Raw genomic sequence first — 25,246 nt, 5'->3', positions numbered from 1 at the left:
AATAAAGGAGAGTGCTAGGCTATGACCAAAACGGAGATCAAATATTTAAAATTGCTTTCGCGTTCCTATCCAACTGTAGCGAAAGCAGCGACAGAGATCATCAATTTAAAAGCGATCTTGAACCTACCTAAGGGAACAGAGCATTTTCTCAGCGATGTCCACGGGGAATATAGTGCTTTTGAACAAGTGATCCGCAATGGTTCCGGAGTTGTAAAACGAAAGATCCGTGATATTTTCGGTGATATTTTGACTGAAAAAGAAATCAATTCACTTAGCACGCTTGTCTACTATCCAGAACAAAAACTTGATGTCATCACGCAGGAAACCGATGATTTAGAGACGGTCTACCGAACAACGTTATATCGCCTGATCAAAATTTCGCAATATGTATCTTCCAAATATACACGTTCCAAAGTTAGAAAAGCGATTCCACAGGATTTTGCTTACATATTAGAAGAATTATTGAATGAAAACCAAAATCTGCCAGATAAAGATATGTATTACAAAGAAATCATCCAAAGCATCATTGATCTAAACCGAGCGGAAGAATTTATCAGCGTGCTTGCAAAATTGATCCAGCGGCTTGTCGTCGATCATCTGCATCTCGTTGGGGATGTTTACGACCGCGGTCCACACCCGGACAAAATCATTGATACGCTGATGGATTACCATTCACTCGACTTTCAATGGGGCAATCATGATATGATCTGGATGGGGGCGGCAAGTGGCTCCCGCGTCTGCATGGCGAATGTCATCCGTATTTCTGCCCGTTATTTGAATTTGGATATCATTGAAAATAGCTATGGCATTTCACTGCGTCCGCTTGCTCTCTTCGCAGATGAATTTTACCAAGATGATCCTTGCACTTACTTCCAGCCGAAAAATGAAGGCGGTGAATCGATCAGCGATGCCGAGCGCACACAGATCGCCCGCATGCATAAAGCGATCTCGATCATCCAATTTAAATTAGAGGGCGAGATCATCAGGCGGCATCCGGAATTCAAGATGGATCATCGCCTTGTTTTGGATTTTATTGATTATGAAAAAAAGGAAATCACTTTGGATGGCAAAGCGTATCCACTGTTGGATGAACATTTCCCAACGATCGATCCGGAAAACCCATATCGATTGACCCGTGAGGAACAGGAAGTCGTGCAGAAATTGATTGGTTCTTTCAAAAACTGCGAACGGCTGCAAAAGCATATTTCTTTCTTATATAGTAAAGGAAGTATGTATCTGACTTATAACGGCAACCTGCTTTATCATGGTTGTATCCCGCTCAATCAAGATGGCACCTTCATGCCTTTTGAGATCCGCGGCAAAGCATACCGTGGTAAAGCTTTGCTCGATAAATTTGAACAGCTTGCCCGCGAGGCATATTATCGGCCATCAGGAACTGCAGAAAAGCTTTACGCGTGCGATATCGTTTGGTATTTGTGGACAGGTGAAGTTTCCTCTTTATTCGGCAAACGAAAAATGACGACTTTTGAACGCTATTTTGTGGAAGCCAAGGAAACACATAAAGAGAAAAAAAACCCTTATTATCAACAGAGAAATGAGATCGCCACCTGCAAACAGATCTTGAAAGAATTTGGTTTAAAGGAAGACGAAGGACACATTATCAATGGTCATACCCCAGTGAAAGAAGGCGATGGCGAAAGCCCGATCAAAGCGGACGGCAAGATGCTAGTGATCGACGGCGGCTTTGCGAAAGCATACCATAAAACCACTGGCCTAGCTGGCTACACCCTACTATTCAACAGTTATGGTCTGCAGCTGGTGAGCCATCAGCCATTTACTTCTACAGAAGACGCGATCCAACGCGAAACTGATATCCTGTCCACTCGGCGTGTGATAGAAACAGAGACCGTACGAAAACGAGTGCGTGATACCGATATCGGCCAGCAATTGTCGAAGCAAGCTGCCGATTTGGAATTGCTGCTAAATGCATATCAAGAAGGAATTATCAGCGAAAAATGACTGATCGGAAAATGACACAAAATCGACAAATTTACGAAACCCTTTCTCCTGCAAACGATAACAAGATTCCAACTCATTTTGAGGCATTATTTTGTTAAATAAATGAATGACGCACAGGAAAAAAGCCGTTATAGTATACCTATAGTTATTTCTTTATTGCTCCCTCTTTAAAGAATAGCTATCTTATCCCTTCTAAATGTTATAATTCCCCACAATTTAGCATTTAGTACAATTATTCCGTCTGAGGCCTAGGCCTCAGAAAACAATTTACCTGCTTGGTTATCAAGCAGGTCTTTTTTTATGAAAAAAAGTTGTTCCATTCCTCGGAACAACTTTCGGTTTATGCTTTCTTTTTTATCACTTCAATCAAGACCATGTATAGCACCACTCCGATCGAAAAAACGATTGCAATACTTTTTAGCGAAATCTGCTGCACATCATATATGCTTAAAATTGCAAGCACGGGCGAGATCAACCATGCGATCGTAAAAAAGAAATAATGCGAAAAAAGATTTCTGATCATGATATAGCGTTCGTCCTTCTCTACTTTTTCTTCTTCATACTGCTTTCTAAGTTTCTCTTGTCCCCGAAAAAAAGAAGCTACTCCCCACAATAAGAAATACCACGATGTATGTTGCCGGGTTTAAATTATGAAATGGTTTCATCCCTTTCATAATGGCTAGCAAGATCCCTGTATAGATCATGCTAATACAGATAGTGATCAGACGGCTTATGCGGTATCTTTTCATATGTCATCCTTCAAGTGTTCTATTTTAATCGCTGGCCATTTTGATTGCCAGTCTTTCTTGTTGATTCTTGCAGCGAAAGTAGCCATTCTTTGTTTGTTTTCTAAAAAATGTGGGGTAGGAGATACGCGAAAAGCACACAACTCTTCCAACCCATATGGAGCATAAACTTCTATTTGTTTCTCTTGATTCAATCGCAGCGCTATTGCCGTACATTTTTCCGGAAATTTATTTATGGCATCCCGAGCACTTTTATAAGGCAGTGTGTCTGGATTATGAATATGCATATATACTTCATTCTTTAATTCCCATAAATAGTTTGGATATTCCTTTTTCAATTTTTTCTCAATGCGAATAGTTTCCTCATAGCTGATTCCAGAATCATAGAAGACCACATCTACATCACTAGTTTCATTTCTACCCAAAGACTGTGACAACGTATCCCATATATAATTCCGAATCGTGCCAGCACATAACCAAGCATCTTTCAAGCTTAGTTCATGAATAATCTCTAGTATTCCCATGATTTCTTCATTTTTTTGGATTAGCTCGATAAAATTTTTTTCTTTCAAAGTTTGATTCTCCTCTTCATCTCTACACTGTTTATTTTCTCATCTTTAACCCTAAATCAATTCTACCATTTTTCACAGCACTAGAAGAGAATTTTAAAACTATGCTGCAAAAAAATAGAAACCTTTATAAATAAAGGTTTCTATCTTCCATATATCCAAATAAAATCAGCTTCTAAGCCCTCTGCCTCTATCGATCAAGTACCAGCAAAGCGAATACAGTACAACAATGAAAAGGACTAGAATGATCATTGAGATCATGATCGGCACATCTTTTGTTCCAAGAAATCCATAACGAAATCCTGAGATCATATAAACAATCGGATTGATTTTTGACACAGCCTGCCAGAATGGTGGTAGCATGGAGATCGCATAAAATACACCACCAAGGTAAGTCAACGGCTGCAGCACGAAAGTCGGCACGATCGAGACGTCATCAAATGAGCGAGCGAAGATCCCGTTTAATAAACCTGCTAATGAAAATAAAATGGCGGTCATCAGAAGTGTGATAATAACAATGCCCCATGAAAAAACATGTAGCGGGACAAAAAAGAGTGAAATAATAGTTACAAGGATACCAACTAAAATACTTCTGCCTACCCCGCCGATGACGAATCCCCAAATGATGATATGGGTCGGCACTGGCGCAACCAGGATCTCTTCAATATTTTTTTGGAATTTCTGGGAAAAGAAAGAAGACGAAACATTGGCATAAGAACTTGTGATCGCGGACATCATAATCAATCCGGGGACGATGAATTCCATATAGGAGACACCGCCTGTTTCACCGATTCTGCTACCGATCATTTTCCCAAAAATAACGTAGTACAGCACGGTAGTGATCACTGGTGGTACTAACGTTTGGATCCAGATCCGCATATAGCGGTTAGTTTCTTTAAATGCTAAACTTTTTAAAGCTGTAAAATATAGACTAAACATGTTTTTCCTCCACGATATGTTCTTCTTCTGTGATTTTTAAGAATAATTCTTCTAAGCGGTTTGATTTATTACGCATCGAAAGTACTTTGATCCCCTGTGCGCTAAACTGTTCAAAAATAGCATTCACGCCCTGATCTCGTTCTACTTCTACAGCAATCGTCCACTCATCTTCAAAATAAGTCTTATATCCGCTGATTTCCGGTTTTTTCGTATACGGTGCTAGGTCAAAGATAAATGTTTCAAACTGTAATTTGGAAAGTAGTGTCCGCATGCTGGTATTCTCGATCAATTCGCCTGACTGAATGATCCCGATATGGCGACAAAGCATTTCTGCTTCTTCTAAGTAATGGGTCGTCAGAATAATGGTGGTCCCATTCAAATTCAATTCTCGCAGGAATGTCCACATTTCTCGTCTTAGTTCGATATCTACGCCAGCGGTCGGTTCATCTAGGATCAGCAACTGCGGTTCATGCATCAAGGCACGCGCGATCATTAAACGCCGCTTCATACCTCCTGAAAGCATGCGTGCTTTCACGTTGCGTTTTTCCCAGAGGTTCGATTGTTTTAGATATTTTTCACTGCGTTTCAATGCTTCTTTACGCGAAACGCCATAATACCCGGCTTGGTTCACGACGATCTGCTGAACCGTTTCAAAAGGATTGAAATTGAATTCCTGTGGTACAAGCCCGATCTGTTGTTTGGCGCGCACGAGATCGCTATCCAGATCATACCCAAAAATTTTCACTTCGCCCGCCGTTTTGTTGACAAGCGAAGTAATAATGCCGATCGTCGTTGATTTTCCGGCACCATTTGGACCTAGAAGGGCGTAAAAATCACCTTCTTCGACAACTAGATCAATTCCACGCAATGCCTCCACGCCAGTGGCATATACTTTTTTCAAGCCTTTGATTTCAAGTGCATAAGTCATTTGTTTGTTATCTCCTTACTGATAGTGTTCTTTATTTTAGCATGTATTTGCGGACATGAGAAATAATCGATTCGTCAATTTGCTTACTTATCGCAACAACAAGGAAGCAATTCTGATAACAGATTTGCTTCCTTGCTTAGTAAATTATTTTGGATTCGTTCCTCTATGGCTCTATTTCAAACCATGATTATCAGGATTTCGACCTGTTCGTTCATCCTTGTTTAGAGCACTGATCGCTTGCACGTCTTCCTCTGATAATTCAAAATCAAAGATATCTGCGTTTTCTTGGATACGTTCTTTATGCACAGATTTCGGAATCGTTACGATATCTTGTTGGTAGTCCCAACGTAAAATCACTTGAGCAACTGTTTTTCCGTATTTGTCTGCCAATTTTTTGATTTCTGGATTGTCGAGCATTTTTCCGCTTCCTAATGGAGACCAAGCTTCCACAACGATATCATTTTCTTTACAGAAGGCACGCAGCGGTTCTTGCGTCAAGTTAGGATGCAACTCTACTTGATTGACCATTGGTTTTACTTCTGCAATTTCAAAAATCTCTTTCAGATGGTGTTCATGGAAATTACAAACACCGATCGCACGTACTTTTTTATCTTTATATAATTTTTCAAATGCACGCCACGTATCTTGTGTTTTGCCTTCTACCGGCCAGTGGATCAAATATAGATCGACGTAGTCTAATCCTAGTTTTTCTAAACTTGCATCGAATGCTTTCAACGTTGATTCATAGCCTTGTTCGGAATTCCATAATTTGGTAGTGACAAACAAGTCTTCGCGGTTGATTCCTGATTCTTTGATTGCCTTCCCTACTCCAGCTTCGTTCTTATAAGCTGCCGCAGTATCGATACTGATATAGCCAGTTTCCAATGCCCATTTTACGGAATTCACTGCTTCTTCGCCATCTTTGACTTGCCAAACGCCAAAACCAACTCTTGGCATTTCTACACCATTTGCTAATGTGATTGTATCTTTTAAACTCATTATGTCAATTCCTCCTTTATATCAGATATGTATAGTATACACCTAATAAGGGAGCTTTAAACGCCATCTTGCTTGTTAGAGCTGTTTTTGCATATGGTCATATCGATGGCCTGCGATGACGATCTCACTGACCTTTTTAAAACCATTTCGTTCATAGAGCGCTTTTGCCCGTGGATTTTGCTTGTCGCAATTCAGACCGATCAAATTCTCACCTTCTGCTTGAGCGATCGCTGGCAACGCGGCTAATAATTTTGTACCGATGCCTTGTCCTTGAAATGCTTGGTTTGTCACGATCGAATCCAGATACCATTCACCAGGGAAGGTTTCCTTATCTTTGAAGATTGGTTCTATATAGCTTAAATGATGTTTAGCGGCTAGTTCAGGCCAATTCGCATCAATAGTTGGTTCGATTTCACCTTTATACCCTGCCAGAACGCCTGCGATCTGTCCGTCTTGTTCATAGACATGTAAGTGCTCATAGCTATATCGATAATTTTCAAGTCCGATCCCTTCGATCAGGGCTGCCAAGATCGCTGTCTCCTCATCTTGTTTAAAGATTTCTAATTCCATATCTTTCCAAATGACAAGCAAAAGTGGTGCGATTTGCGTGGCATCTGTTTGTTTAGCTGGTCTGATCATTTTTTTACCTTCCTTTTCAATAATTATGTAATGCGTCTTTCGATTTTACGTGTATGATGTAAGCCTGTTCGCCTGTTGCTTGGATCAATTTGATCATGTCTTCCCTTGGAACAGCAACACAGCCTGCAGTAGGACGCTGGTTCTCGACATGCAAGAAAAAGGCGGAGCCAGCGCCTTTGATGATTGGATCCGTATTGTAGTGGATCAAGCGGGCGAATTCATATTGATGCTCACTGTAAGCATAAAGCGACTCATCCATTTCAGATGTCTGAAATTGCTGCCACGTGTTGTAATAAGCACTCTCCGGATTGGAGATCCAATAGTCTGACGCAGTGATCGGCCGAAAAGCCGTTTTGCTGCCAGGGTCTTTTTTGCCAAAAGCCTGGCCGAGACGAAAAGCGCCTTCCGGAGTAACTTTGCTGCCTTCCCTTGCGTTACCGATCCCAGCTTCACCAACATACCCTTTCGTCTGTAGCTTCATTCGCCATTTGGCATCCTGCTTTTCCCAAAAACTAACTTCTGCTTCGACTGCTTCAGCAATAACGATTACAAGCTGATTGGTCCGCTGTGCCAGTTTCAGTTGCGCTATCTGTGCTTCCATGTTCCTCGCCTCCTTAATTAAAATCTGCATCTAAAATCGCAAAGGTATAATGATCCTGCCAAACTCCTTCGATTTTTACATTTTGGCGAGCTAATCCCTCTTTTTGAAACCCGCTGTTTTCCAGCACGCGCATCGAACGATGATTCGCCGGCATTACACCTGCTTCAATGCGGTGAAGTCTCAGTTTCTCGAAACAATAAGCCAGGACTTGCTTGACTGCTTCGCGCATATAGCCTCTACCATTTTGGGCTTCATCGAGAAAATAGCCCAGCCACGCGCTTTGCAGATTCCCGCGCAATACTTCCGTTATCATCAGCAACCCAATGATCTGCTTTGTTTCTGATTTTGTGACTACAAAAAAATAGCCTTCATCTTTTTTTGCTTGCTTGCAAAAAGCTTTCACTCTTTTTTTCTGCTGTTTCAATGTATAAAAAGTGGCTTGCCGTTCCGCTGCATAGCTGCTGAAGAAAGAGCGATTCCGCTTTTCAAGTTCCAGCAGTGCCGAGGCATCCTTTTTCTTTACTAAGCGGACGTGGATTTCCGTATTAAGATCAGGCATTGGTTCACTCCCCTTTTTCAAACACTTTCTTCTATATTAATACATTCGCTTAGCAAAGCGCAAAGAAATCGCCGTACAAAAAAACACATGGCTGAAAAAGCCATGTGCGCTTGTTATTAATTACTTATTTATTCACTGCTTGAGCGGCAGTGATCAGTGTTAAATGATATACATCTGCAGCATTACAACCGCGGGATAGATCATTTACTGGTGCATTCAATCCTTGTAAGATCGGACCCACTGCTTCAAAATCGCCTAAACGCTGTGCGATCTTGTAGCCGATGTTCCCTGCTTCCAAGCTTGGGAAGATGAAGACATTGGCATCACCTTTGATTTTAGATCCTGGTGCTTTCTTTTCAGCAACAGATGGGACGAAAGCTGCATCAAATTGGAATTCACCGTCTAATGCTAATTCTGGTGCTTTTTCTTGCGCGATCGCAGTTGCTGCTACTACTTTTTCCGTTTCATCAGATTTCGCAGAACCTTTTGTGGAAAAGCTTAGCATAGCTACGCGAGGATCAATTCCGAAAATCGAAGCTGTTTCTGCGCTGACAATAGCATTTTCAGCCAAATCTTCTGCAGATGGAGCAATGTTGATCGCAACGTCGCTGAATAGATAGCGTTGGTCCTCTTTGACCATGATCATTGCGCCAGCTACTTTAGAAATGCCTGGTTTTGTTTTGATGATTTGAAGTGCTGGACGGACAGTGTCGCCAGTAGAATGTGCTGCACCACTTACTAAACCGTCTGCTTTGCCAGTGAAGACAAGCATCGTTCCAAAATAGTTCGGATCTTTCAGCATGCGTTTAGCATCTTCTTCAGTTGCTTTTCCTTTGCGGCGTTCAACAAATGCAGCTACTAACTCGTTAAAGTCGGCATCGCTTTCCGGATCGCGGATCACTACGTTTTCCAGCGAGATGTTGAGTGCTGCTGCTTTTTCTGTGATGCTTGCTTTATTTCCCAGTAAGATCGGCACTACGATACCCTCTTCTTGCAGGCGGGCAGTTGCTTCGATGATACGTTCATCTTCCCCTTCTGGTAAGACGATACGTACGTTTTTACCAGTTACTTGTTGTTTGATCGTTCCAAATAAATCACTCATTTTTGATTTCCTCCATCATTTCAGTCTTATACAGACGTATTCGTCGCGCTTTCGTCTGCTTTCCACGGCACTTCTCATTTTACTATATTTTCCACTATAACAGTAGTATAAAATAGCTTAAATAAAGAATTTCTGTAATAAGACAGCTACTATTACCTGTACTACTGTTATTTTACTGCAATCCCTTTCACAAAATGCTTCTGTACTATTACATTGCCATATTTATCAAAAAATAAACGAGTTCCCCTATTTACAAGCTTGATTTTTGTGATAGAATGAACATAAATGATAATGATTATCATTATGAATGGAGTGATTGACGTGCACTTAGCTGAGATAATGATCGGGGAACGTGTAACTATTGAAAATATCCCTAATCACGACCCCTTATTGAAAAGACGGCTTATTGCGCTCGGCTGCTTTAAAGGCAGTGAAGTGTGTCTGAAGCAGAAATGTCTGTTTGGTGGACCGTGTTTATTAGAAACGCAAGGCCAGTCGATCAGTATTCGGCAGACTGATGCGGCCAAGATAAGGGTGATCGCCAATGACTGAACAGATCCATTGTTTGATCGGAAACCCGAATACCGGTAAAACATCGCTTTTTAACGAGTTGACTACTTCGTATGCCTACGTAGGAAACTGGAGCGGTGTAACGGTTGAAAAGAAACTAGGAAACTTAAAAACAAAACGCGGTACGCTGATTGATCTTCCCGGCATTTATGATCTTAGCCCGGTCTCCGAAGACGAGCGGATCGTGACGCACTTTTTATTAGAAGAAAAATTTGACGACATCGTTAATATCATTGACGCAGCGAACCTGGAGCGTAATCTACTACTCACGATCCAGTTATTAGAGCTTGGCGCGCCTCTATTGATTGGTCTCAACATGATCGATGTCGCGCTCGGACGTGGGGCAAAGATCGACATCCCTTTATTAACGCTAAAATTGAAAGCTCCCGTATTTCCAGTTATCGCTCGGAAAGGAAAAGGCGTCGATGAGATCTTAGTCGCGCTTGGAGAAGAGGCATTCCCCCGCCGTCCGCTCAAAATCGATTATGGAGAGCACATGGAACGGGCGATCCGCTCAGTGGAAACAATTGCAGCGGAAACGATCACGAAAAAGAAAGCGCGCTTCATCGCGATTCAGCTGCTTTTACATAATCATACTGCTGAATCTTTGATTTCTTCCTCTGCTTTAGAAAAAATCCGTGCAATTCGAACAGCACTGCAATCTGAATTAAAGCAACCCATCGAGGATCATGTCTACGAAGTCAGGCACCTTTATGTGAAAACCATTACAGAAGAAGTCTGGATGCCAGCGAACACAGCTTCCACGCCGCTTTCTGACAAATTGGATAGGATCTTTACTCATAAGATTTTTGGAATCCCGCTTTTTCTTGCGATCATGTGGCTGATTTTCCAAATCACCTTTACATGGGTCGGGTCGCCGCTGTCAGATCTGCTGGACGGCTTTATTAGCGGGCCGCTGACCGACTGGATCACACAGTTCTTGCATATGATCGGTGCTTCTGGTTTTTTAACAGATCTATTAGTGGAAGGCGTTGTTGCCGGAGTCGGCAGCGTACTTGTTTTTGTTCCGCAGATTTTAGTTATTTTTTTCTTTATTTCGCTACTGGAAGACTCCGGCTATATGGCCAGGATCGCTGTTGTAATGGATCGGCTGATGGAGATGTTTGGATTGAACGGGAAAGCCTTCATCCCGATGATCATTGGCTTTGGTTGTAATGTCCCTGGTATTATGGCAGCCCGGTCAATCGAGGAGAAAAAAGAACGGCTGCTTACGATCTTGGTTTCACCATTTATGTCGTGTTCCGCGCGTTTGCCGGTTTATGCTTTATTCGTCGGTGTCTTTTTCAAGCAATATCAGGCACTTGTAGTGCTTTCCCTATATGTGATCGGCATCGTGCTGGCGCTAGTGGTTACCAAGATTCTATCTAAAACGATCTTGAAAAACGATTCCTCGATTTTTGTCGTGGAACTACCGCCTTATCGCCTGCCATCTGCCAAAACGATTTGGCGCAGTACGGCAGAAAAGGGAAAAGGATTTATCAAGAAGGCAGGAACGTTTATCTTTGCCGGTTCCGTTGTCATCTGGCTGCTCAATTATTGCGGTCCAAATGGTGTAGATGTTCCGATGGGAGAAAGTTTCCTAGCCATGATCGGAAAAGCGATCGCTCCGCTACTAGCACCACTAGGATTTGGCTTCTGGCAAGCGGGGGCTACATTGATCCCCGGCTTTCTTGCAAAAGAAGTTATTATTTCTACCATGTCAATTATTTATGCAACAAATGATGCTTCGCTGGCAACGATCATCACCAGTCATTACACGTCGCTGTCTGCTTATTGTTTCATGTTGTTTATTTTACTTTATATTCCTTGCCTTGCAACAGTCGCCGCGATCCGGAAAGAAACGACTTCATGGAAATGGACCGTTTTCGCGACCGTCTATCCACTCATGACGGCTTACTTGATCGTATTGCTAGTTTATCAGATCGGACGTTTATTTTAAGGAGGAACCAAAATGATCACACTCTTTATCAATCTCATTTTAGGGTTATTGATTTTCGGTTACACGCTCTATATTTTTATCCGTTTTTTCAAAAAGGTAAAGAAAGGAAAATGCAGCAGCTGCGAGATCAATCAGCACTGCGCCTCCCCTTCCAAAGAAAAATAAGACAGCGAAGCCCTAGGTTTTCCTCTAGCAATTGGGTGATAACTGCTATATACTAAATGAGTAGATATTAGGATTAGGAGGATTATCAATGGCAGAAGCATTCTTTTTCAAACCCGTGTTCCAAGAACGTATTTGGGGAGGCTCGAAACTACATACTTATTTTGGTTACGACATCCCTTCTGATAAAACAGGCGAGGATTGGGCAATATCCGCTCATCCGAATGGTCCTTCTGTGATCAAAAACGGGGAATTTTCCGGCAAGACATTAGCAGAAGTCTGGCAATCGAATCCCGAATTATTCGGTAACCCGAAGGAAGAAGTTTTCCCACTTTTAACAAAGATCTTAGATGCCAATGACGATCTATCGGTGCAAGTCCATCCGAATGATGCTTATGCAAAAACGCATGAAAATGGGGAGTTAGGCAAAACCGAGTGCTGGTATGTGATCGACTGCGAACCAGGTGCGGAACTTGTTTATGGGCATCATGCTGCTTCTCAAGAAGAATTTGCTGACTGGGCAAAAAGTGGACAATGGGACAAATTACTGCGCAAAGTAGCGATCAAACCGGGCGATTTTTATTACGTGCCGAGCGGAACGATCCATGCCATCGGAACAGGCACTTTGATCTTAGAAACACAGCAAAGCTCTGATACCACATACCGTGTTTACGATTACGACCGTACAGACGACAATGGTAACAAACGCGAGTTGCATCTCGATAAAGCTATTGCGGTCACTACGGCGCCCCATCACGATGCAAAACTAGCGATCACAACTAGCGATCGTGACGGCGTAAGCGTCACGACATTTGTATCCAACTCGTTTTTCAGCGTGCATAAATGGGAAGTAAACGGAACAGCTTCTTTTGAAGCGGAAGCGCCTTACACCCTGGTGAGTATCATTGCCGGTAGCGGACGATTAGAAATTGGCGGTACAGAAACTGCCATCCAAAAAGGGGACCATTTCTTGATTCCTGCCCCTGTCAAAGATTGGAAGATCAGCGGTGAATTGACGGCGATCGTTTCTAATCCACCAACAAAATAAATGGATCTTCAGCACGTTTTTTCGCGTGCTTGCTCCAATAAGTGAATCATTAGACATATGAAGAGGTGAAAAAAATGAATGAAGCAGTAAAAACACTAGACGGTTGGTTTTGTTTACATGACTTCCGTTCGATCGATTGGTCCGCTTGGCGCGAACTTGAGAGTAGCAAACGCAAAGAATTACTTACCGAATTCAGCCATTTCCTTGCTGATATGGAACTTGTGAAAAATATTGGCGGCGGCGAACATACTTTATATAGTATCCTTGGTCAAAAAGCAGACTTCCTATTCTTCATCTTGCGAGAATCATTAGAAGAACTGAACGAAGCGGAAAATCGCTTTAATAAACTGCAGATCGCAGACTTTTTGATCCCGACATACAGCTATATTTCCGTGGTGGAATTAAGTAACTACCTTGCCAATCATATGGCTGGCGGTGAAGATCCTTACCAAAACAAACATGTCCGTGCTAGATTATATCCGAAACTCCCGGCTGCCAAGCATATTTGCTTCTATCCGATGACGAAAAAACGTGATGGCGCTGATAATTGGTATATGCTCCCAATGGAAGATAGACAAGCACTTATTCGTGATCACGGCAAGATCGGTCGTAGCTATGCTGGCAAATTGCAGCAGATCATCGGCGGATCGATCGGTCTGGATGATTTTGAATGGGGTGTTACGCTATTTGGAGATGACGCACTTGATTTCAAACGTATCGTTACAGAAATGCGTTTTGATGAATCCAGCGCTCGTTATGCGGAATTTGGTTCTTTCTTGGTCGGGAACCTACTGCCTGTGGAACAGTTAGAGACTTATTTTGAACTATAAAAAAAGCGTTACTGGTTTAAACCAGTAACGCTTTTTTCGTTATTTCCTTTTCGCGACTGCGCCCATAATAAGGGATACAATCAATACAAGGATGATCGCTCCGATTATAGATGGGAAGATCGCCATTCCAGCGACGCTCGGTCCCCAATGACCTAGTAAGCTTTCCCCAAGCCATGAACCGACTAAACCAGCAATGATATTGCCGATCCAACCGAATGGTAAACTACGGTTTGTAATCATCCCGGCTATAATACCAATAATTGCACCAATAATAAGAACCCATAAAACATGTAACATATTTATTTCCTCCTTCCAATCTCTCATTGTGCTCTTTCTATCAATACCCTGTTAATGGAAGGTAAAACATCGTACATTTAAAATTGCTTCTGCTATTCTCAGTTTCTCCGCAAGATGATTAGATTCTAGGCAAAGCCTGCGTACCGAAACGAAGCGTAATTGTGATGCGTGAATCGGAACGCAGAATTTAACGACGAAGATAAGCGTTTTTCAGACAGGACAAGCGAAAATATTTATTCCGCTTCTTTAAAGTAGGCTACTTGTTGTTTCAAGTCAGCAAAATAAAAAACATCTTCATGCTTTCCCGAGAGAAAGGCAAAACTTAATGTATCCTCTTTATGGAATACGCCCTTTCCCACTTGTGTCATTTGTAAAAATACATACGTTTCATCAGCAATAAGCGGATTCTCCTGATCGATATGGCTATTGCTTATTTCCGAATCTGTTAAAACACGTATTTTATTGCTACTTACTGGCTCGAAATCGAGCCCCTTTTCTTCTTTATAAGCGGAGAATGTGTAAAAATATGGTAAATCGATTTTCTTCATTTTTTGATAGATTGTTTTTTCTACTGCAAGTATTACGGTCACTTGCTGCTTATTTTTACATATTGGTTCTACTTTAAATACGACTGGCAGCATATGCTCTGCGTCTGCTTGTTTTTGTAAAGTATCGATTGTATATTTCTGGCTTTGTTTCTTTTCTTGATGTTTTGGCGTTGGTTTCGGTGATTTGTTTTTTTCTTGGCAGCCTGAGGCGATTAGAGCTAGCATTAGAAAAAAAACGATATGTATTATTTTTTTCATCGTCTTAAAACTCTTTTGATGAAGAGTAAGATCCATATGTCCATTTACCATCAATTGCTTTTTTACTTTGCACGTTTCCTCTTGAATACGTAACAATGTGTCCAGCTGTTAAGACTTTTTGAGATCCATACTCTAACTTAGCATTCTTTTTAGCAGGAATAATGAATTTCACTGTTGTAGAATCTGTTTTCTCTACACCCACTCCAACTTCTGCTGAAACACTAACGCCCGAACGCATTAACTTAAAATCTCCTGATGTTTTAACACTTCCTCGAACATATTTTTTTCGAGATACATTATAGGTCACTGATCTTTTAGTAGAGGACTTTTTGTTATAAGCAGTATGTTGCCATGTAGCTTCTTTTGCCTTTTTCTTTGTATAATATTCATATTGTTTCCCACTAAAATCTAAATATTTTGCTGAAAATTTTTCTTTCTGAACTTTATCTGCGCTAACAGAATTAGTTGGAATGCTAAAAAATTGTATTCCAGATAAAATTATCACGCCAACTTGAAAATGTTTTTTCTTCATGTCTTTTCTCCTTCGTTGTATGAGTAATAGGTACGTATATAAGCCTAACATAAGTTAAAAGAATTTTCAATTTTTTTAATATAGATAAAAAACCTGCTCACTCGAACAGGATTTTTATCTATTATTTCACAACACTTGCCCTTTATTATATGTTTTCTCTTTATTTACCCATTCCATCTACGTAGATAGCTTGCTTGCCCATTGCCTTATAACTACGAATGAACGCTTTTTTATCCACTTGACGGTTCTTGTGACCATAAGGATCATTCAAGTAGATATATCGCGCATCCACGCCTGTAATCACGACGCTGTGCATTGCGAATGTCACTTTCAGATCACCTTGTTTGGTATGAAATTTCTGCCATGTTTTCGGAGCTTCAAAGTTAGTCGTCGTGATGACCCAGACTGGCTTGCCTTGTTCGATCAGTCCGGCAACTTTCGAAAAGTCGCTGCCGCTGATATCATGCACATGCTTTTTCGGAAGATATTTAGTCGCTAGTTTGTAGATTGGGCCATGATAGACGCCTAAGCCAGGTTTTTTTCCGGTAATATCCCCGACGAAAGCCTGATTTGGATTGCCGTCCCATTTACCTTCATGCATCGGTGTATAGGCTAATTGTTTCGCCAGCTCGTTTTTAGTGACTTTCTTCCCTTGAAACTGAAGTAGCATAGAAAGAGCTGCTACTTCACAGCCGTTATATAGAGCTGGGGTCGTGAGCTGGTTGACCAGTGAAACGTCAATAACTTTATTCTGCGGGGAGCGAGTGATTTTTTCCGCTTTTCCTAAAGCCGTTCGCGATGCTTGGACATAGAAATGGTCTTCTTGAACAGAAACTGCCAGGTATGTCAGCAAGCAAATGGTCACTATTTTTAACAAACGCTGCATATTAGATATTCTCTGCCACTAATTGTTCTTCTGCAGCAGGATCAGCTAACTGCTGCTCTTCTGTTTCGATATCCTCGCTCAATTTATCTGTAACGAATCGATTCACATAGCCTTCCAACGAACTGGAAATATGTTGCATTTCTTCTGAAACGCCGACCAATTCATTGATTTTGAATGTATTGATCTCCGCAAATTCTAATGACGTCTTCGATTGTTCACCGATTTGTTTGGAAATCTCAGTCACGTCAGCGATCGATGTGTTGACCTCTTCGATACCAGCTGCCATTTCTTCTGTTTCTTGCGATACGCTCTGCATCTGCGTTGCGATATCATTGACACGGCTAAGTAAGTCTTTGAAAGTCACTTCTGTTTCGCCGATGATTTTTTGACCTGCTTCCGATTCGGATAGGCCTTCGTTCATTACCTCTACCGTCGTTTGCGATTCTGATTGGATCTTTTTCAAGACCGCATTGATATCAACAACGGCAAGGCGTGACTGCTCTGCTAATTTCCGAACTTCTTCCGCGACTACTGCAAATCCGCGGCCGTGTTCTCCAGCTCGCGCTGATTCGATCGCTGCATTTAAGGCAAGTAGGTTCGTTTGATCTGCAATATTGGTTACCGTATTCAACGCTACTTCTACTTCGCCGACCCGATTGACAAGTTTAGAAACGACCTCTGTACTAGAGCGCATCACCATGCTGATCCGATCCATTTGTGAAACAAGATTATTGATAACGGAGATTCCTTCGTTCGTCTTGATAACCGACTCTTTCGTCAGATCCGAGACTTTCAAGGAATATTCGGCAACGTTTTGAACGCCCCCGGTCATTTGATCCATTGCTTCCGTACTTTCTGTCATGCTGCCGATCTGCGTTTCGATTTTTTCACCCATCATCCGCATTTCCGTACCCATTTCGCCTGTCATTTGCGAAATGATCTCCGAGCTGATGATGACGTTATCGCTAGAATTTTTCACTTGCGCCGAAGTTTCCTTCATATCAATGATCATCAAGCGAAGATTTTCCGCCATCTCATTCAATTCATGACCAATTTCGCCGAGTTCATCTTTGACAAGATTCTCACTTTGATAAGAAAGATCTCCCGCTGCGATTTTTCGTACAGACTCACGCAGGTGACGGATCCCACTTAGTATCGTTTTATTCATATAAAGATTGAACAAAACAGCCACGATCACTATTAAGATGATCGCTCCAGCTAACGAAATACTTAGCATATTACCGAATGCTGAGATGGCATTTGTAGAATCATTTACTTGATTAAAATTCATGCTTTCCAACCCGTTGAGTGCACCAACTGCATCATCAAATTTTGTTTTGACATGCAAATAGTAATTATTTTGGGCATTCAATAATTCTGAATCTGTTTGCGCACTTGTCGTGTCGCGAATAACAGAAGATGCGGCATCTTTCATTTCAGCTAAATTATTTTTAAATAGTTGCAGTTGTTTCTTTTCATCAGCAACTAAACCGGCTTTTTGAATAACTACTAAGGCTTTGTCGTTCTCTGCGTAGCGGTCATCGATGTCTTTGACAAAATTAGGGATTTCATTTGTGGAGTCAAACATACTTAAAATATCAATATTAATTTGTGCCATATTTGCTTTGACAGTCGATATCTCACGCATTGGTTTTACGTTATCTTCGACAGTTTGTTTAGATAGCGAAGAAACATGGTTGAAACCAAAATAAACGGTTACGCCTAATGCAATTAAAATAATGGCATTTATCACAATATTCAAGCCTAGTTTTGTCTTTAATTTGCGATTTTTGATTATATTCATTGATTTGCACTCCCTTTCTGCTTTTCACCCCCTCATTATCTCATGTTTTTTAAAAAAATGCTATATTTTATATTAAAATTTACTTTTATTTAAAAAAACTTCAAATTTTATTATTTTTGAAGTTTTTTTGATCCTATTTATTTTTTATCGAATACTAACTTATTTTGCGGAATGATCGGGGCGGGATGTGTAGTGCTAGTACTTGATGTGATGGGAGTGATACCGATGTTAGTCATCCATAAAAAAGCCATATCGTTTAAGTATATGTCAAACGATACGGCTTTTCCTATATTTTCATTATAAAAATCGTCTAATAATCGTTTTTAGCGGTGGCATTTTCGCGAACTTCTTGTCTTCTAGAACAGAGCGCACTTCGAATTTTGAATAACCTAGCGCTTCGTCCATAATGATCTTCCCAGGTAGCGGAGCAGCATCGGTATCTACAGCAACGTCTAAGATCACTGGGACATCCGCTGTTTTAGCGGTTTGCATAGCTTGATCAAGGTCTTCGTATTTATCGACTTTGATTCCTTTTCCGCCGCATGCTTCGGCAAACATCGCATAGTCAATGTTTGGCAAGTCGATCGCATAGTTTAATTCGCCGGCTGCTTGTTGTTCGTATTTGATGAAAGATAACTGGCGGTTGTTTAGGATCACGAGGATCATTGGCAATTTTTCACCGACTGCAGTAGCGAAATCCTGCATGACCATGGAAAAGCCGCCGTCGCCGATAATGCTGATCACTTGGCGTTCAGGATATGTTTTTTTAGCGGCGATCGCTCCCGGTAAGCCACAACCCATTGTGCCAAGCCAAGCGGAGACAAGAAAGTCGTTTTTGTGCCCTAATTCTAAGTAGCGGGTGCCCCAAACAGTGGCAGTACCGACGTCGATAGAAAAGATCGTGTCCTCTTCCGCGATTTCGTTGATTTTTGCCATCAATGCCTCGGGTGCAATTGGATTGGTCGTCTTCGCCTTATCTTCTTTTAGCCATTTTTCCCAAGTCTGCATATTTTCCTGACAGGCTTTTAAAAACTTGCGATCAGTTACACGTTCCGTATTAGCCGTCAGCTGGATCAGCGCTTCTTTGGCATCACCAATCAGGCTAATGGTCGTTTCATAGCGTTTGCCAATGCGGGCTGGATTGGCCTCGAGCTGGATGCAAGTTACGTCTTTCGGTAAATAGTCTGCATAAGGGTAATCTGTGCCGATCATGATCAGCAAATCGGTTTCCTGCATAGCTTCATATGCTGGTTTGGTACCGATCTTACCGAGATTCCCTAAATAATTCGGATGTTTGTCGGGAATCACACCTTTTGCTGGCAGTGTAATCACGACAGGAATTTCAGCATGTTCAGAAAAAGTGACTAATTCAGCTTTGGCATGTTTGGTCCCCACGCCGGCAAGGATAACTGGTTTTTTCGCTTCATTGATCAGTTTGCTAGCCTCAAGAATATCATGTTCTGGTATGGTCGGATAAGAAGGTTCAAAAATAACGGGCTCATCTTTAAGTGCAAATTCGATCTCACCAAGTGGCACGTCATTCGGAACAGTCAAGACAGCAACACCTTTTTGTTCATAAGCAGTACGAATCGCTTCGTTCAAGATTTCCGGAATGCTAGCGGCACTCTCCAAACTACGATTATAAACAGCGACATCTTCAAATAAAGCTGGCAAATCTACTTCTTGAAAGAAACCTGTCCCCTTTACATCGCTAGTTACTTGCCCGGCCAACACAAGCATCGGGACATGATCCATTTTCGCATCATACATCCCATTCAGCATGTGAATCGCACCGGGACCACCGATCGATAAAGCAACACCGATCTTACCGGTCAGTTTTGCATAGGCTGCTGCAGATAAAGTAGCCACCTCTTCATGACGGACATGGATAAACTCGATTGCCTCACTTTCCGTACGTAGGGCGTCGACTACTGTATCGATAGAATCGCCCGGCAATCCATAAACGTGGTCGATCCCCCAATTTTTCATGATTTGAACCATTGCTGTACTTGCTTTCACTTTTTTCATCTGTCTATTCCTCCTCAAGTTTGCATGTTTCCATTATCATCGTTTTCCCTTATTTGTGAGGAATGAAACTAAGGTGGGGGAGGAAAATAAACAGAGAACCGCAATCAATACGCTAGATTAATCATTTACTAGCCTCATACTGATAAACTGGTTGGTTTAATACGCTCAATACTAATTTTATCGTCATTATTCTCTCCAAATGACAAAAGATCCATTAAAAGAAGGATAACTTTTATCACTTTTCCATTTATTTTATTCCTAGCTATCCACTTTTCGTCTTTTCCAAATATATAGACCTTGCAAGCATAGTAGTAGACCTATAAATTGCGGCACTACATTTTTTTGATTACTATCTCCTGTATGAGGTAGCTTTTTATCTTTGACAACCATTTTCTTCGACTGCTTAGGGTCTTCTATGGTTCGACTTTGCTTTTTAATTATTGGTTTTTCGATAACACTCAAATCTTCTTTGGGATTTTTCTTATTATTAATTACATCTTTTTCGTCGGGTGTTGTTTGCTTATCTCCATTCTCTTTGGATGGTTCTTGCGCTACTTTAAAGGTTATTTTAGTGGAAAGCATTGGTTCTACGCCTGCTTTTCTTATTAAATCGTCAGAAATCGCGTGGACTTCAATGGTTGTCTCTCCTGTTTGCTTTGCCGTCCATTTACCATCACTTGTAACACTTACGATGTCCGAATTCTCTACTACATATTCAAATATATATTTTTCGTTATTGTTCTGAGGGAGAACAGTTATTTGGAATCTTCCCTTGTCACCAACTTTGGCACTGACATCTTGGATTTTAAGCTGATTTGGCTCATATTCGAAAACGATTTCTTGCGTTTTGTCAGTAAAAGTCAACATCTGATTTTTATCGGAGACAGCTGTGTAGCCGTTAATTCTCTTCGGCTCAGCTTGATAGCTTTCTCCCACATTTCCATAGATCGTTTCTTCGTCTAAGTGCTTTCCAGCTGTCGTTTGATACCTGATGTGAATTGGTTCTGCATTATAACCAACCATTACTTCAAGTGGCTTAGTCAGTTCTAGCTGCTTACCGCTTTCCAGTGTTACTAAAGCGGTAATGGTCGTTGAGCCGTTTTTAAGTGCTTTCCACTCGCCATCCGTCTCTAATTGAATAATACTTGGATCAGCTACATTATAAGTGATCTTTTTTGCTTTTATAAGCTTTTCTGCGGGCATTTCTGTTATTTCAGGAACCAATTTGATTTGTATTTTCCCGGTCTTTCCGACTGTGGTTCCGATGTTATCACCTGTAACGCTGATAATGTTCCCACCGTAAATAAATGAAATATCTTGTTCTTTAGTAGAAACTATCGCTGTTTTATTTGCTGTTTCAGTAAGTAGTGTGTAGCCTGGAACTTTTATCGCATACTGCTCTAAATTAATAACGTCACCAGCATCACCGGCAATCACTTGTTCTGATACATCTGTCAGCGGATTTCCTTGTAAATCAACATAGTGGATTTTAATCGGGGCGCCGCTATTAGTGATTTCTACTTCAATAGTTGTTTTCAATTCGGCCGGATAATCTGCCCCAGCTAATTCCCCTACATCAGGAAGTTTTGCCGTGACGGCAATAGTTGTTTTACCTTTTTTAAGTGCTTGCCACTTGCCTTTGCTGTCAACCTTGATAATAGAAGGATCCGAAACAGTATATTCATAGTCACTTGGTAAAATACTGTTTGCCGGATTTATTTGTAAATCCATTTCGCCGCTGTCACCGACTTTGGCAGCAATCGCAGAGCCTTCGATACTTTTCGGATTAAAATCAATTTCTTGCCAGCCGGTCTTAGTGATTTGATAATAGTAAGTATCTTTATTTGTTGTCAAAGGTTTGTTGTCTTTATAACGCTGTACCCGTTTAGCTGACTCACGGTGATAAATTTCAACGATGTCTCCAATATTAACAGGCACATTGTCTAATTTGCCCGCAAATTCATAGCCATACGTTTTTCCGTAACCTTCTGCTACTTTTTTGACTGTCTGCATATTTTTATCATAAACTTTTACTCGTGGATAAAGATTATTTGGCAGATTCTCCAATATTTTCTTGGAATTCCCACGTGCCAGGAGCGTTTTCGCTTTCGGATCGTAACTTAAAACTGCGTAGCGACCACGCTGTCCCGTCATGACGATACTGTCTCCCGGCGTGACTTTTACGGAGAAAGGGATTTTATTCGGGATTCCCAAATCATTCGTAAAGTATGCATACGCGTTCTGAATATCAAAGCTCGTTCCGTCCGAGACTGTTCCAGTGGTTACTAAACTTGTATTTGATGCAATTGGTGTTGAATACATATTTGCAACTAAATCGTTGGCATTCAAAGCATTTCTTAAATTCTCAAAAGGAAATTGCGGGATACCTGATTTCCATTCAACTTGTGGAACAGAGTATGGCCCAACTGCCTTTGAAATACGATATGTCCCAGCTTTTTCTTCTTGTTCGGTTGCTAGTACATCTTTCCAAATCTCTTTCTCCAACGTTGGAAGTTTTAATGCTTTCAACTTCTCTTTTGTTTCATCTGTTATTGTGAAACGCCAATGTTCAAAGAACGGCGTTAAATCACGATGTGCCACTTTACTTGTCATCAGAATAAATAGTTGCTTCTGCTCTTCCTCTGTTTTCGGTAGCTCTTCCTCCGGTAAGGAGCGATAAGATTGATTCAATACAGGATAAAAATCATAACCGAATGTTCTTGGTAATGTTAAAAACATGCCTAGTAAAGCAAAATGATAGTCGTTTGTCTCCGTGGACTCACGATCAAAATTCCATGTCGGATCTGTTTCTAATTTCTTAAAATACTTTTGTACACTTGCTCTGCTTCCGTTCTTCACATTTACTGCATCGTATCTCCCTGTTCCATCTGCAGACCACATTTTTTGCGCATAGTCAGCATAAATATTAACCGTTACTTCTGTCATATTACGCCATTGATACATTTTATTTTGATAGGTATGCCCAGATTCATGAAGCATTCCCCAATCTGTACTATCAAGTCCTTTGCTGAAAATCTCCCGGTCTTTAGTCGTTGCACTATGAATGCCAATAAAGTTATTCGTTGCAAACAGTTGTCCTGCTCCCCATTCCGGATTCATGACATGAATGCGTTGCAGATCTTTTCTTTCTGCACCCTGTCCATCATAAGAAAGACCGGCAGCCCCGTTTTGAAGTTTAACGATTTTAGCTAACGAAGACATAAATACATCCACTTGATTGCCTTTTTCAAAAATATCTTTTGCTCGATCTATTCGAATGGTTGCGATTGCATCATTATTTACAAACTCCATAAATGGGACATCTTTATACTGTTCCAATTCATTTTTAAAGGAATCAATCGAAGTCTTTCCTTGAACGTAATAAGGAACTTTTACGCCACCTTTAATCGCAACATTTTCTGCTTTCGTAGTGGAATAATTGACGAGATAAACCATTCCTCCTGAAAAGTTTCTCGTAAAGGTATTCGTTCCTCCGTGAAGTTTTACCACGCCCTCTTTAAAAGCATAACTTTGCGAACCAGTAGCGATATAAGGAGTATTCGTATAACCACCCCATTGTCCTACCCGCAATTCCAAATTTTCCGGTTCACCTTCTACTTCAACGGTGATCTCATCTCCCTTATATAAAAATAAACCGGTCGACTCAAATGATGTATGTTCGTTCCCTCTCTGTTCTCTTGCCCTACTAGTCGCCGGATTTCCTCTAGGGATTACTTTCATTTGCAGACTCTCATTGCGCACGCCATCTCTACTTTCCTCTGCTGCGGAAACGCTGCTTTGAAAACAAATACACGAAAGTATAAATAAAGCGAATAAACTGACTGCTCCCCAAATGATTGTCTTGTTCTGAATATGTACTTTCATTGCTTCTATGATACATTCCCCTTTCACTCTAAATTCAAGTGAATTATATCACTATCCCTATAATAAAACGAGTAACCTCAGGGATTTGCTTAAAAAAAATCTCTATTTTATGTCAAATTTATGGCTTTCTAATAAACAACTTATACTTTTTCTCCGATTTGAGAAATATCTCTTTTATTTGTTCGCTGCTTTCGCCGAATTTGAACGAAATTTGATTTTAGAACGCTCTTCATATGGAAGAGCAACTGATATACAATAAAACAAGCTGGAAAAGTAATTAGTCCAGCTTGTTTTAGACTTTGTTACATATATTTCCATCTAATTGGTTCAATAACTTTTTCTATAAAACTTTTATTTCTATATCTACGTCTTCTTCTAAAACACTTATTAGATTCTTTCCATCAGCTATTACAAAATATTGGGCTAAACTAGTAATATCTTTACTTATATGTGTGCCACAAGGTGGATTTTTCTCTAAATCCTCTACATCCCAAATAATTTCTTTTGGGGGGAATTTCACTCAACCTATTTTAATTTTTTGTAACTCATGTTTAGCAATTTCAATTTTTTCTTTTGATAAATATCTTGCGTACATATCTTTCATCACGATAGGAAATTCACTCCCCCAATTTATGTTTTCTAGGTTTACACATATTGTTGAGAAAAAGAATGAAAGAAATCACCAGTTCCAAACAGAAAAAACTCATCTTAAGAGAATAACTTTACTAATAAATAAACACATTTCGGAAAATAAAAAGCCATCTGATTGTAGCGCTCCCCTTAATTTAGACTTTTTGGTCTAAATTTAAGGGCGTACTACAGGTTTAGTTGACTTCTTTATAAGTGGTTATAAAATTTCTAGGGAATTAATTTTACAGAATACTCTCCTATTTCTACTGTTATAAATAGTGCTTGATACAAATAGATTCTTGTTTTCTCTATTTGTTGTATTAAAATATAGGAAAAAAGCCATCAAAAAGCAAAGTGCCTTTTTTATATTGTTTTCAAGTATTCTATTTCTTCATCAGACCATCTTTCATGAAGTTCATTTTTCATATCATCAGATAATTTGAAAACATCTAACCATTCGGAACTTTGCCTTACACTACTAATATTCCATAAACTCGTATTATCAAGATTTAGCACTTTTTCTCTAAAAAGAGCAGCTTGTTCTTCAATATTTTCATCAATTAATCCATTCTCTTTCAATTCGATTAAATTATTTTTACTGAAAAAAGAGGTAACGCCTACTATTAAATCTTCAAAAATAAATGTCTCTATTTCTTCATTAGATAATTTCAAAATAAACATACCACTTTTCTCAAGAGTATCCATGAACCAATCAAATTTTCCGCCTAAAGTTAATTTTTCCAAAT

Annotated in this window: 23 protein-coding genes and 3 pseudogenes; 7 read left to right on the top strand and 19 right to left on the bottom strand. The window is 40.5% G+C overall.

The genetic code is table 11. The annotated features are described in order from the left end of the window. Positions 1-21: 21 nt before the first annotated feature. The gene (locus tag HMPREF0556_RS01405) at positions 22-1,980 is read left to right on the top strand and encodes a fructose-1,6-bisphosphatase (RefSeq protein ID WP_003754776.1); all 1,959 of its coding nucleotides are present in this window, start codon (positions 22-24) and stop codon (positions 1,978-1,980) included. 340 nt (positions 1,981-2,320) lie between these two features. On the opposite strand, the gene HMPREF0556_RS01400 is transcribed toward HMPREF0556_RS01405, so the two are convergent. The 9 genes from HMPREF0556_RS01400 to pta form a co-directional block, all read right to left on the bottom strand. Continuing rightward, a complete protein-coding gene (locus tag HMPREF0556_RS01400; protein WP_139028033.1) occupies positions 2,321-2,503 on the bottom strand; it encodes a hypothetical protein in 183 nt (60 codons plus the stop codon). A 222-nt stretch (positions 2,504-2,725) separates the two neighbouring features. Beyond that, a complete protein-coding gene (locus HMPREF0556_RS01395) occupies positions 2,726-3,298 on the bottom strand; it encodes a nucleotidyltransferase family protein (RefSeq protein WP_003754770.1) in 573 nt (190 codons plus the stop codon). Between the two features lie 165 nt (positions 3,299-3,463). Further along, entirely contained in the window at positions 3,464-4,234 is a 771-nt protein-coding gene (locus HMPREF0556_RS01390) for an ABC transporter permease (protein ID WP_003754768.1), read from the bottom strand. Then, entirely contained in the window at positions 4,227-5,162 is a 936-nt protein-coding gene (locus HMPREF0556_RS01385) for an ABC transporter ATP-binding protein (RefSeq protein WP_003754766.1), read from the bottom strand. The genes HMPREF0556_RS01390 and HMPREF0556_RS01385 overlap by 8 nt, the downstream gene beginning before the upstream one ends. A gap of 171 nt (positions 5,163-5,333) precedes the next feature. Beyond that, positions 5,334-6,161 carry an aldo/keto reductase gene (locus HMPREF0556_RS01380; protein WP_003754765.1) on the bottom strand — a complete coding sequence of 276 codons (828 nt, stop codon included), beginning with the start codon at positions 6,159-6,161 and terminating at the stop codon, positions 5,334-5,336. A gap of 75 nt (positions 6,162-6,236) precedes the next feature. Beyond that, positions 6,237-6,800 carry a GNAT family N-acetyltransferase gene (locus HMPREF0556_RS01375; protein ID WP_003754764.1) on the bottom strand — a complete coding sequence of 188 codons (564 nt, stop codon included), beginning with the start codon at positions 6,798-6,800 and terminating at the stop codon, positions 6,237-6,239. A gap of 16 nt (positions 6,801-6,816) precedes the next feature. Next, positions 6,817-7,401, bottom strand: coding sequence for a L,D-transpeptidase family protein (locus tag HMPREF0556_RS01370; protein WP_003754763.1), 585 nt, complete (start codon positions 7,399-7,401; stop codon positions 6,817-6,819). A 13-nt stretch (positions 7,402-7,414) separates the two neighbouring features. Then, on the bottom strand, positions 7,415-7,960 hold the full coding sequence (locus tag HMPREF0556_RS01365) for a GNAT family N-acetyltransferase (RefSeq protein ID WP_003754762.1): 546 nt from the start codon (positions 7,958-7,960) through the stop codon (positions 7,415-7,417). A gap of 124 nt (positions 7,961-8,084) precedes the next feature. After that, positions 8,085-9,062, bottom strand: coding sequence for a phosphate acetyltransferase (gene pta / locus HMPREF0556_RS01360; protein WP_003754761.1), 978 nt, complete (start codon positions 9,060-9,062; stop codon positions 8,085-8,087). Positions 9,063-9,383: 321 nt separating this feature from the next. Between pta and HMPREF0556_RS01355 the strand changes: the two genes are divergently transcribed. The 5 genes from HMPREF0556_RS01355 to hemQ all read left to right on the top strand — a co-directional run bounded on the left by HMPREF0556_RS01355 (position 9,384) and on the right by hemQ (position 13,632). Beyond that, positions 9,384-9,614, top strand: a complete 231-nt coding sequence (locus HMPREF0556_RS01355) for a FeoA family protein (protein WP_036106024.1) — start codon at positions 9,384-9,386, stop codon at positions 9,612-9,614. Continuing rightward, positions 9,607-11,592 (top strand): ferrous iron transport protein B, encoded by a 1,986-nt coding sequence (gene feoB / locus HMPREF0556_RS01350; RefSeq protein WP_003754759.1) that lies wholly within the window; start codon positions 9,607-9,609, stop codon positions 11,590-11,592. The genes HMPREF0556_RS01355 and feoB overlap by 8 nt, the downstream gene beginning before the upstream one ends. 12 nt (positions 11,593-11,604) lie before the next feature. Next, a complete protein-coding gene (locus tag HMPREF0556_RS01345) occupies positions 11,605-11,757 on the top strand; it encodes a FeoB-associated Cys-rich membrane protein (RefSeq protein WP_003754758.1) in 153 nt (50 codons plus the stop codon). Positions 11,758-11,845: 88 nt separating this feature from the next. Beyond that, the gene (gene manA, locus HMPREF0556_RS01340) at positions 11,846-12,802 is read left to right on the top strand and encodes a mannose-6-phosphate isomerase, class I (RefSeq protein WP_003754757.1); all 957 of its coding nucleotides are present in this window, start codon (positions 11,846-11,848) and stop codon (positions 12,800-12,802) included. A 74-nt stretch (positions 12,803-12,876) separates the two neighbouring features. Continuing rightward, entirely contained in the window at positions 12,877-13,632 is a 756-nt protein-coding gene (gene hemQ / locus HMPREF0556_RS01335; protein WP_003754755.1) for a hydrogen peroxide-dependent heme synthase, read from the top strand. 39 nt (positions 13,633-13,671) lie between these two features. Here hemQ and HMPREF0556_RS01330 read toward each other — a convergent pair whose 3' ends face one another. The 8 genes and pseudogenes from HMPREF0556_RS01330 to HMPREF0556_RS01300 form a co-directional block, all read right to left on the bottom strand. Continuing rightward, entirely contained in the window at positions 13,672-13,929 is a 258-nt protein-coding gene (locus HMPREF0556_RS01330; protein ID WP_036106017.1) for a GlsB/YeaQ/YmgE family stress response membrane protein, read from the bottom strand. A gap of 233 nt (positions 13,930-14,162) precedes the next feature. Then, positions 14,163-14,735 carry a hypothetical protein gene (locus HMPREF0556_RS01325; RefSeq protein WP_040486377.1) on the bottom strand — a complete coding sequence of 191 codons (573 nt, stop codon included), beginning with the start codon at positions 14,733-14,735 and terminating at the stop codon, positions 14,163-14,165. A 4-nt stretch (positions 14,736-14,739) separates the two neighbouring features. Beyond that, positions 14,740-15,267, bottom strand: coding sequence for a hypothetical protein (locus HMPREF0556_RS01320; RefSeq protein WP_040486376.1), 528 nt, complete (start codon positions 15,265-15,267; stop codon positions 14,740-14,742). Positions 15,268-15,427: 160 nt separating this feature from the next. Next, positions 15,428-16,153, bottom strand: coding sequence for a C39 family peptidase (locus HMPREF0556_RS01315; protein ID WP_003754745.1), 726 nt, complete (start codon positions 16,151-16,153; stop codon positions 15,428-15,430). Between the two features lies 1 nt (position 16,154). Beyond that, a complete protein-coding gene (locus tag HMPREF0556_RS13760) occupies positions 16,155-17,048 on the bottom strand; it encodes a methyl-accepting chemotaxis protein (RefSeq protein ID WP_382388301.1) in 894 nt (297 codons plus the stop codon). A gap of 132 nt (positions 17,049-17,180) precedes the next feature. After that, positions 17,181-17,957 (bottom strand): annotated as a pseudogene (locus HMPREF0556_RS13755) (MCP four helix bundle domain-containing protein); the annotation flags it as partial. A 297-nt stretch (positions 17,958-18,254) separates the two neighbouring features. Continuing rightward, positions 18,255-19,985 (bottom strand): pyruvate oxidase, encoded by a 1,731-nt coding sequence (locus HMPREF0556_RS01305; protein ID WP_003754740.1) that lies wholly within the window; start codon positions 19,983-19,985, stop codon positions 18,255-18,257. A 258-nt stretch (positions 19,986-20,243) separates the two neighbouring features. Next, the gene (locus HMPREF0556_RS01300; RefSeq protein WP_040486374.1) at positions 20,244-23,870 is read right to left on the bottom strand and encodes a M60 family metallopeptidase; all 3,627 of its coding nucleotides are present in this window, start codon (positions 23,868-23,870) and stop codon (positions 20,244-20,246) included. Positions 23,871-24,039: 169 nt separating this feature from the next. Here HMPREF0556_RS01300 and HMPREF0556_RS13825 point away from each other — a divergent pair. Further along, positions 24,040-24,111: pseudogene (locus HMPREF0556_RS13825) on the top strand (recombinase family protein); the annotation flags it as partial. A 99-nt stretch (positions 24,112-24,210) separates the two neighbouring features. Here HMPREF0556_RS13825 and HMPREF0556_RS13110 read toward each other — a convergent pair. Both HMPREF0556_RS13110 and HMPREF0556_RS01295 read right to left on the bottom strand, forming a co-directional pair. Then, positions 24,211-24,504 (bottom strand): annotated as a pseudogene (locus tag HMPREF0556_RS13110) (Imm70 family immunity protein). 359 nt (positions 24,505-24,863) lie between these two features. Continuing rightward, positions 24,864-25,244: a hypothetical protein gene (locus tag HMPREF0556_RS01295; protein WP_003754733.1), complete on the bottom strand. Its 381-nt coding sequence runs from the start codon at positions 25,242-25,244 to the stop codon at positions 24,864-24,866. Positions 25,245-25,246: the final 2 nt, after the last annotated feature.

It is taken from the genome of Listeria grayi DSM 20601 (genome assembly GCF_000148995.1).
Taxonomy (GTDB): Bacteria; Bacillota; Bacilli; order Lactobacillales; family Listeriaceae; genus Listeria; species Listeria grayi.
Note: the sequence above shows the minus strand (reverse complement) of the source record. Positions and strands in the feature narration are given on the sequence as shown.

Coding starts and splice junctions, on each gene's coding strand:
- HMPREF0556_RS01405 (WP_003754776.1), top strand. CDS start 22: ATGACCAAAACGGAGATCAAATATTTAAAATTGCTTTCGCGTTCCTAT.
- HMPREF0556_RS01400 (WP_139028033.1), bottom strand. CDS start 2,503: ATGATCAGAAATCTTTTTTCGCATTATTTCTTTTTTACGATCGCATGG.
- HMPREF0556_RS01390 (WP_003754768.1), bottom strand. CDS start 4,234: ATGTTTAGTCTATATTTTACAGCTTTAAAAAGTTTAGCATTTAAAGAA.
- HMPREF0556_RS01385 (WP_003754766.1), bottom strand. CDS start 5,162: ATGACTTATGCACTTGAAATCAAAGGCTTGAAAAAAGTATATGCCACT.
- HMPREF0556_RS01380 (WP_003754765.1), bottom strand. CDS start 6,161: ATGAGTTTAAAAGATACAATCACATTAGCAAATGGTGTAGAAATGCCA.
- HMPREF0556_RS01375 (WP_003754764.1), bottom strand. CDS start 6,800: ATGATCAGACCAGCTAAACAAACAGATGCCACGCAAATCGCACCACTT.
- HMPREF0556_RS01370 (WP_003754763.1), bottom strand. CDS start 7,401: ATGGAAGCACAGATAGCGCAACTGAAACTGGCACAGCGGACCAATCAG.
- HMPREF0556_RS01365 (WP_003754762.1), bottom strand. CDS start 7,960: ATGCCTGATCTTAATACGGAAATCCACGTCCGCTTAGTAAAGAAAAAG.
- pta (WP_003754761.1), bottom strand. CDS start 9,062: ATGAGTGATTTATTTGGAACGATCAAACAACAAGTAACTGGTAAAAAC.
- feoB (WP_003754759.1), top strand. CDS start 9,607: ATGACTGAACAGATCCATTGTTTGATCGGAAACCCGAATACCGGTAAA.
- HMPREF0556_RS01345 (WP_003754758.1), top strand. CDS start 11,605: ATGATCACACTCTTTATCAATCTCATTTTAGGGTTATTGATTTTCGGT.
- manA (WP_003754757.1), top strand. CDS start 11,846: ATGGCAGAAGCATTCTTTTTCAAACCCGTGTTCCAAGAACGTATTTGG.
- hemQ (WP_003754755.1), top strand. CDS start 12,877: ATGAATGAAGCAGTAAAAACACTAGACGGTTGGTTTTGTTTACATGAC.
- HMPREF0556_RS01330 (WP_036106017.1), bottom strand. CDS start 13,929: ATGTTACATGTTTTATGGGTTCTTATTATTGGTGCAATTATTGGTATT.
- HMPREF0556_RS01325 (WP_040486377.1), bottom strand. CDS start 14,735: ATGAAAAAAATAATACATATCGTTTTTTTTCTAATGCTAGCTCTAATC.
- HMPREF0556_RS01320 (WP_040486376.1), bottom strand. CDS start 15,267: ATGAAGAAAAAACATTTTCAAGTTGGCGTGATAATTTTATCTGGAATA.
- HMPREF0556_RS01315 (WP_003754745.1), bottom strand. CDS start 16,153: ATGCAGCGTTTGTTAAAAATAGTGACCATTTGCTTGCTGACATACCTG.
- HMPREF0556_RS13760 (WP_382388301.1), bottom strand. CDS start 17,048: ATGGGTGAAAAAATCGAAACGCAGATCGGCAGCATGACAGAAAGTACG.
- HMPREF0556_RS01305 (WP_003754740.1), bottom strand. CDS start 19,985: ATGAAAAAAGTGAAAGCAAGTACAGCAATGGTTCAAATCATGAAAAAT.
- HMPREF0556_RS01300 (WP_040486374.1), bottom strand. CDS start 23,870: ATGAAAGTACATATTCAGAACAAGACAATCATTTGGGGAGCAGTCAGT.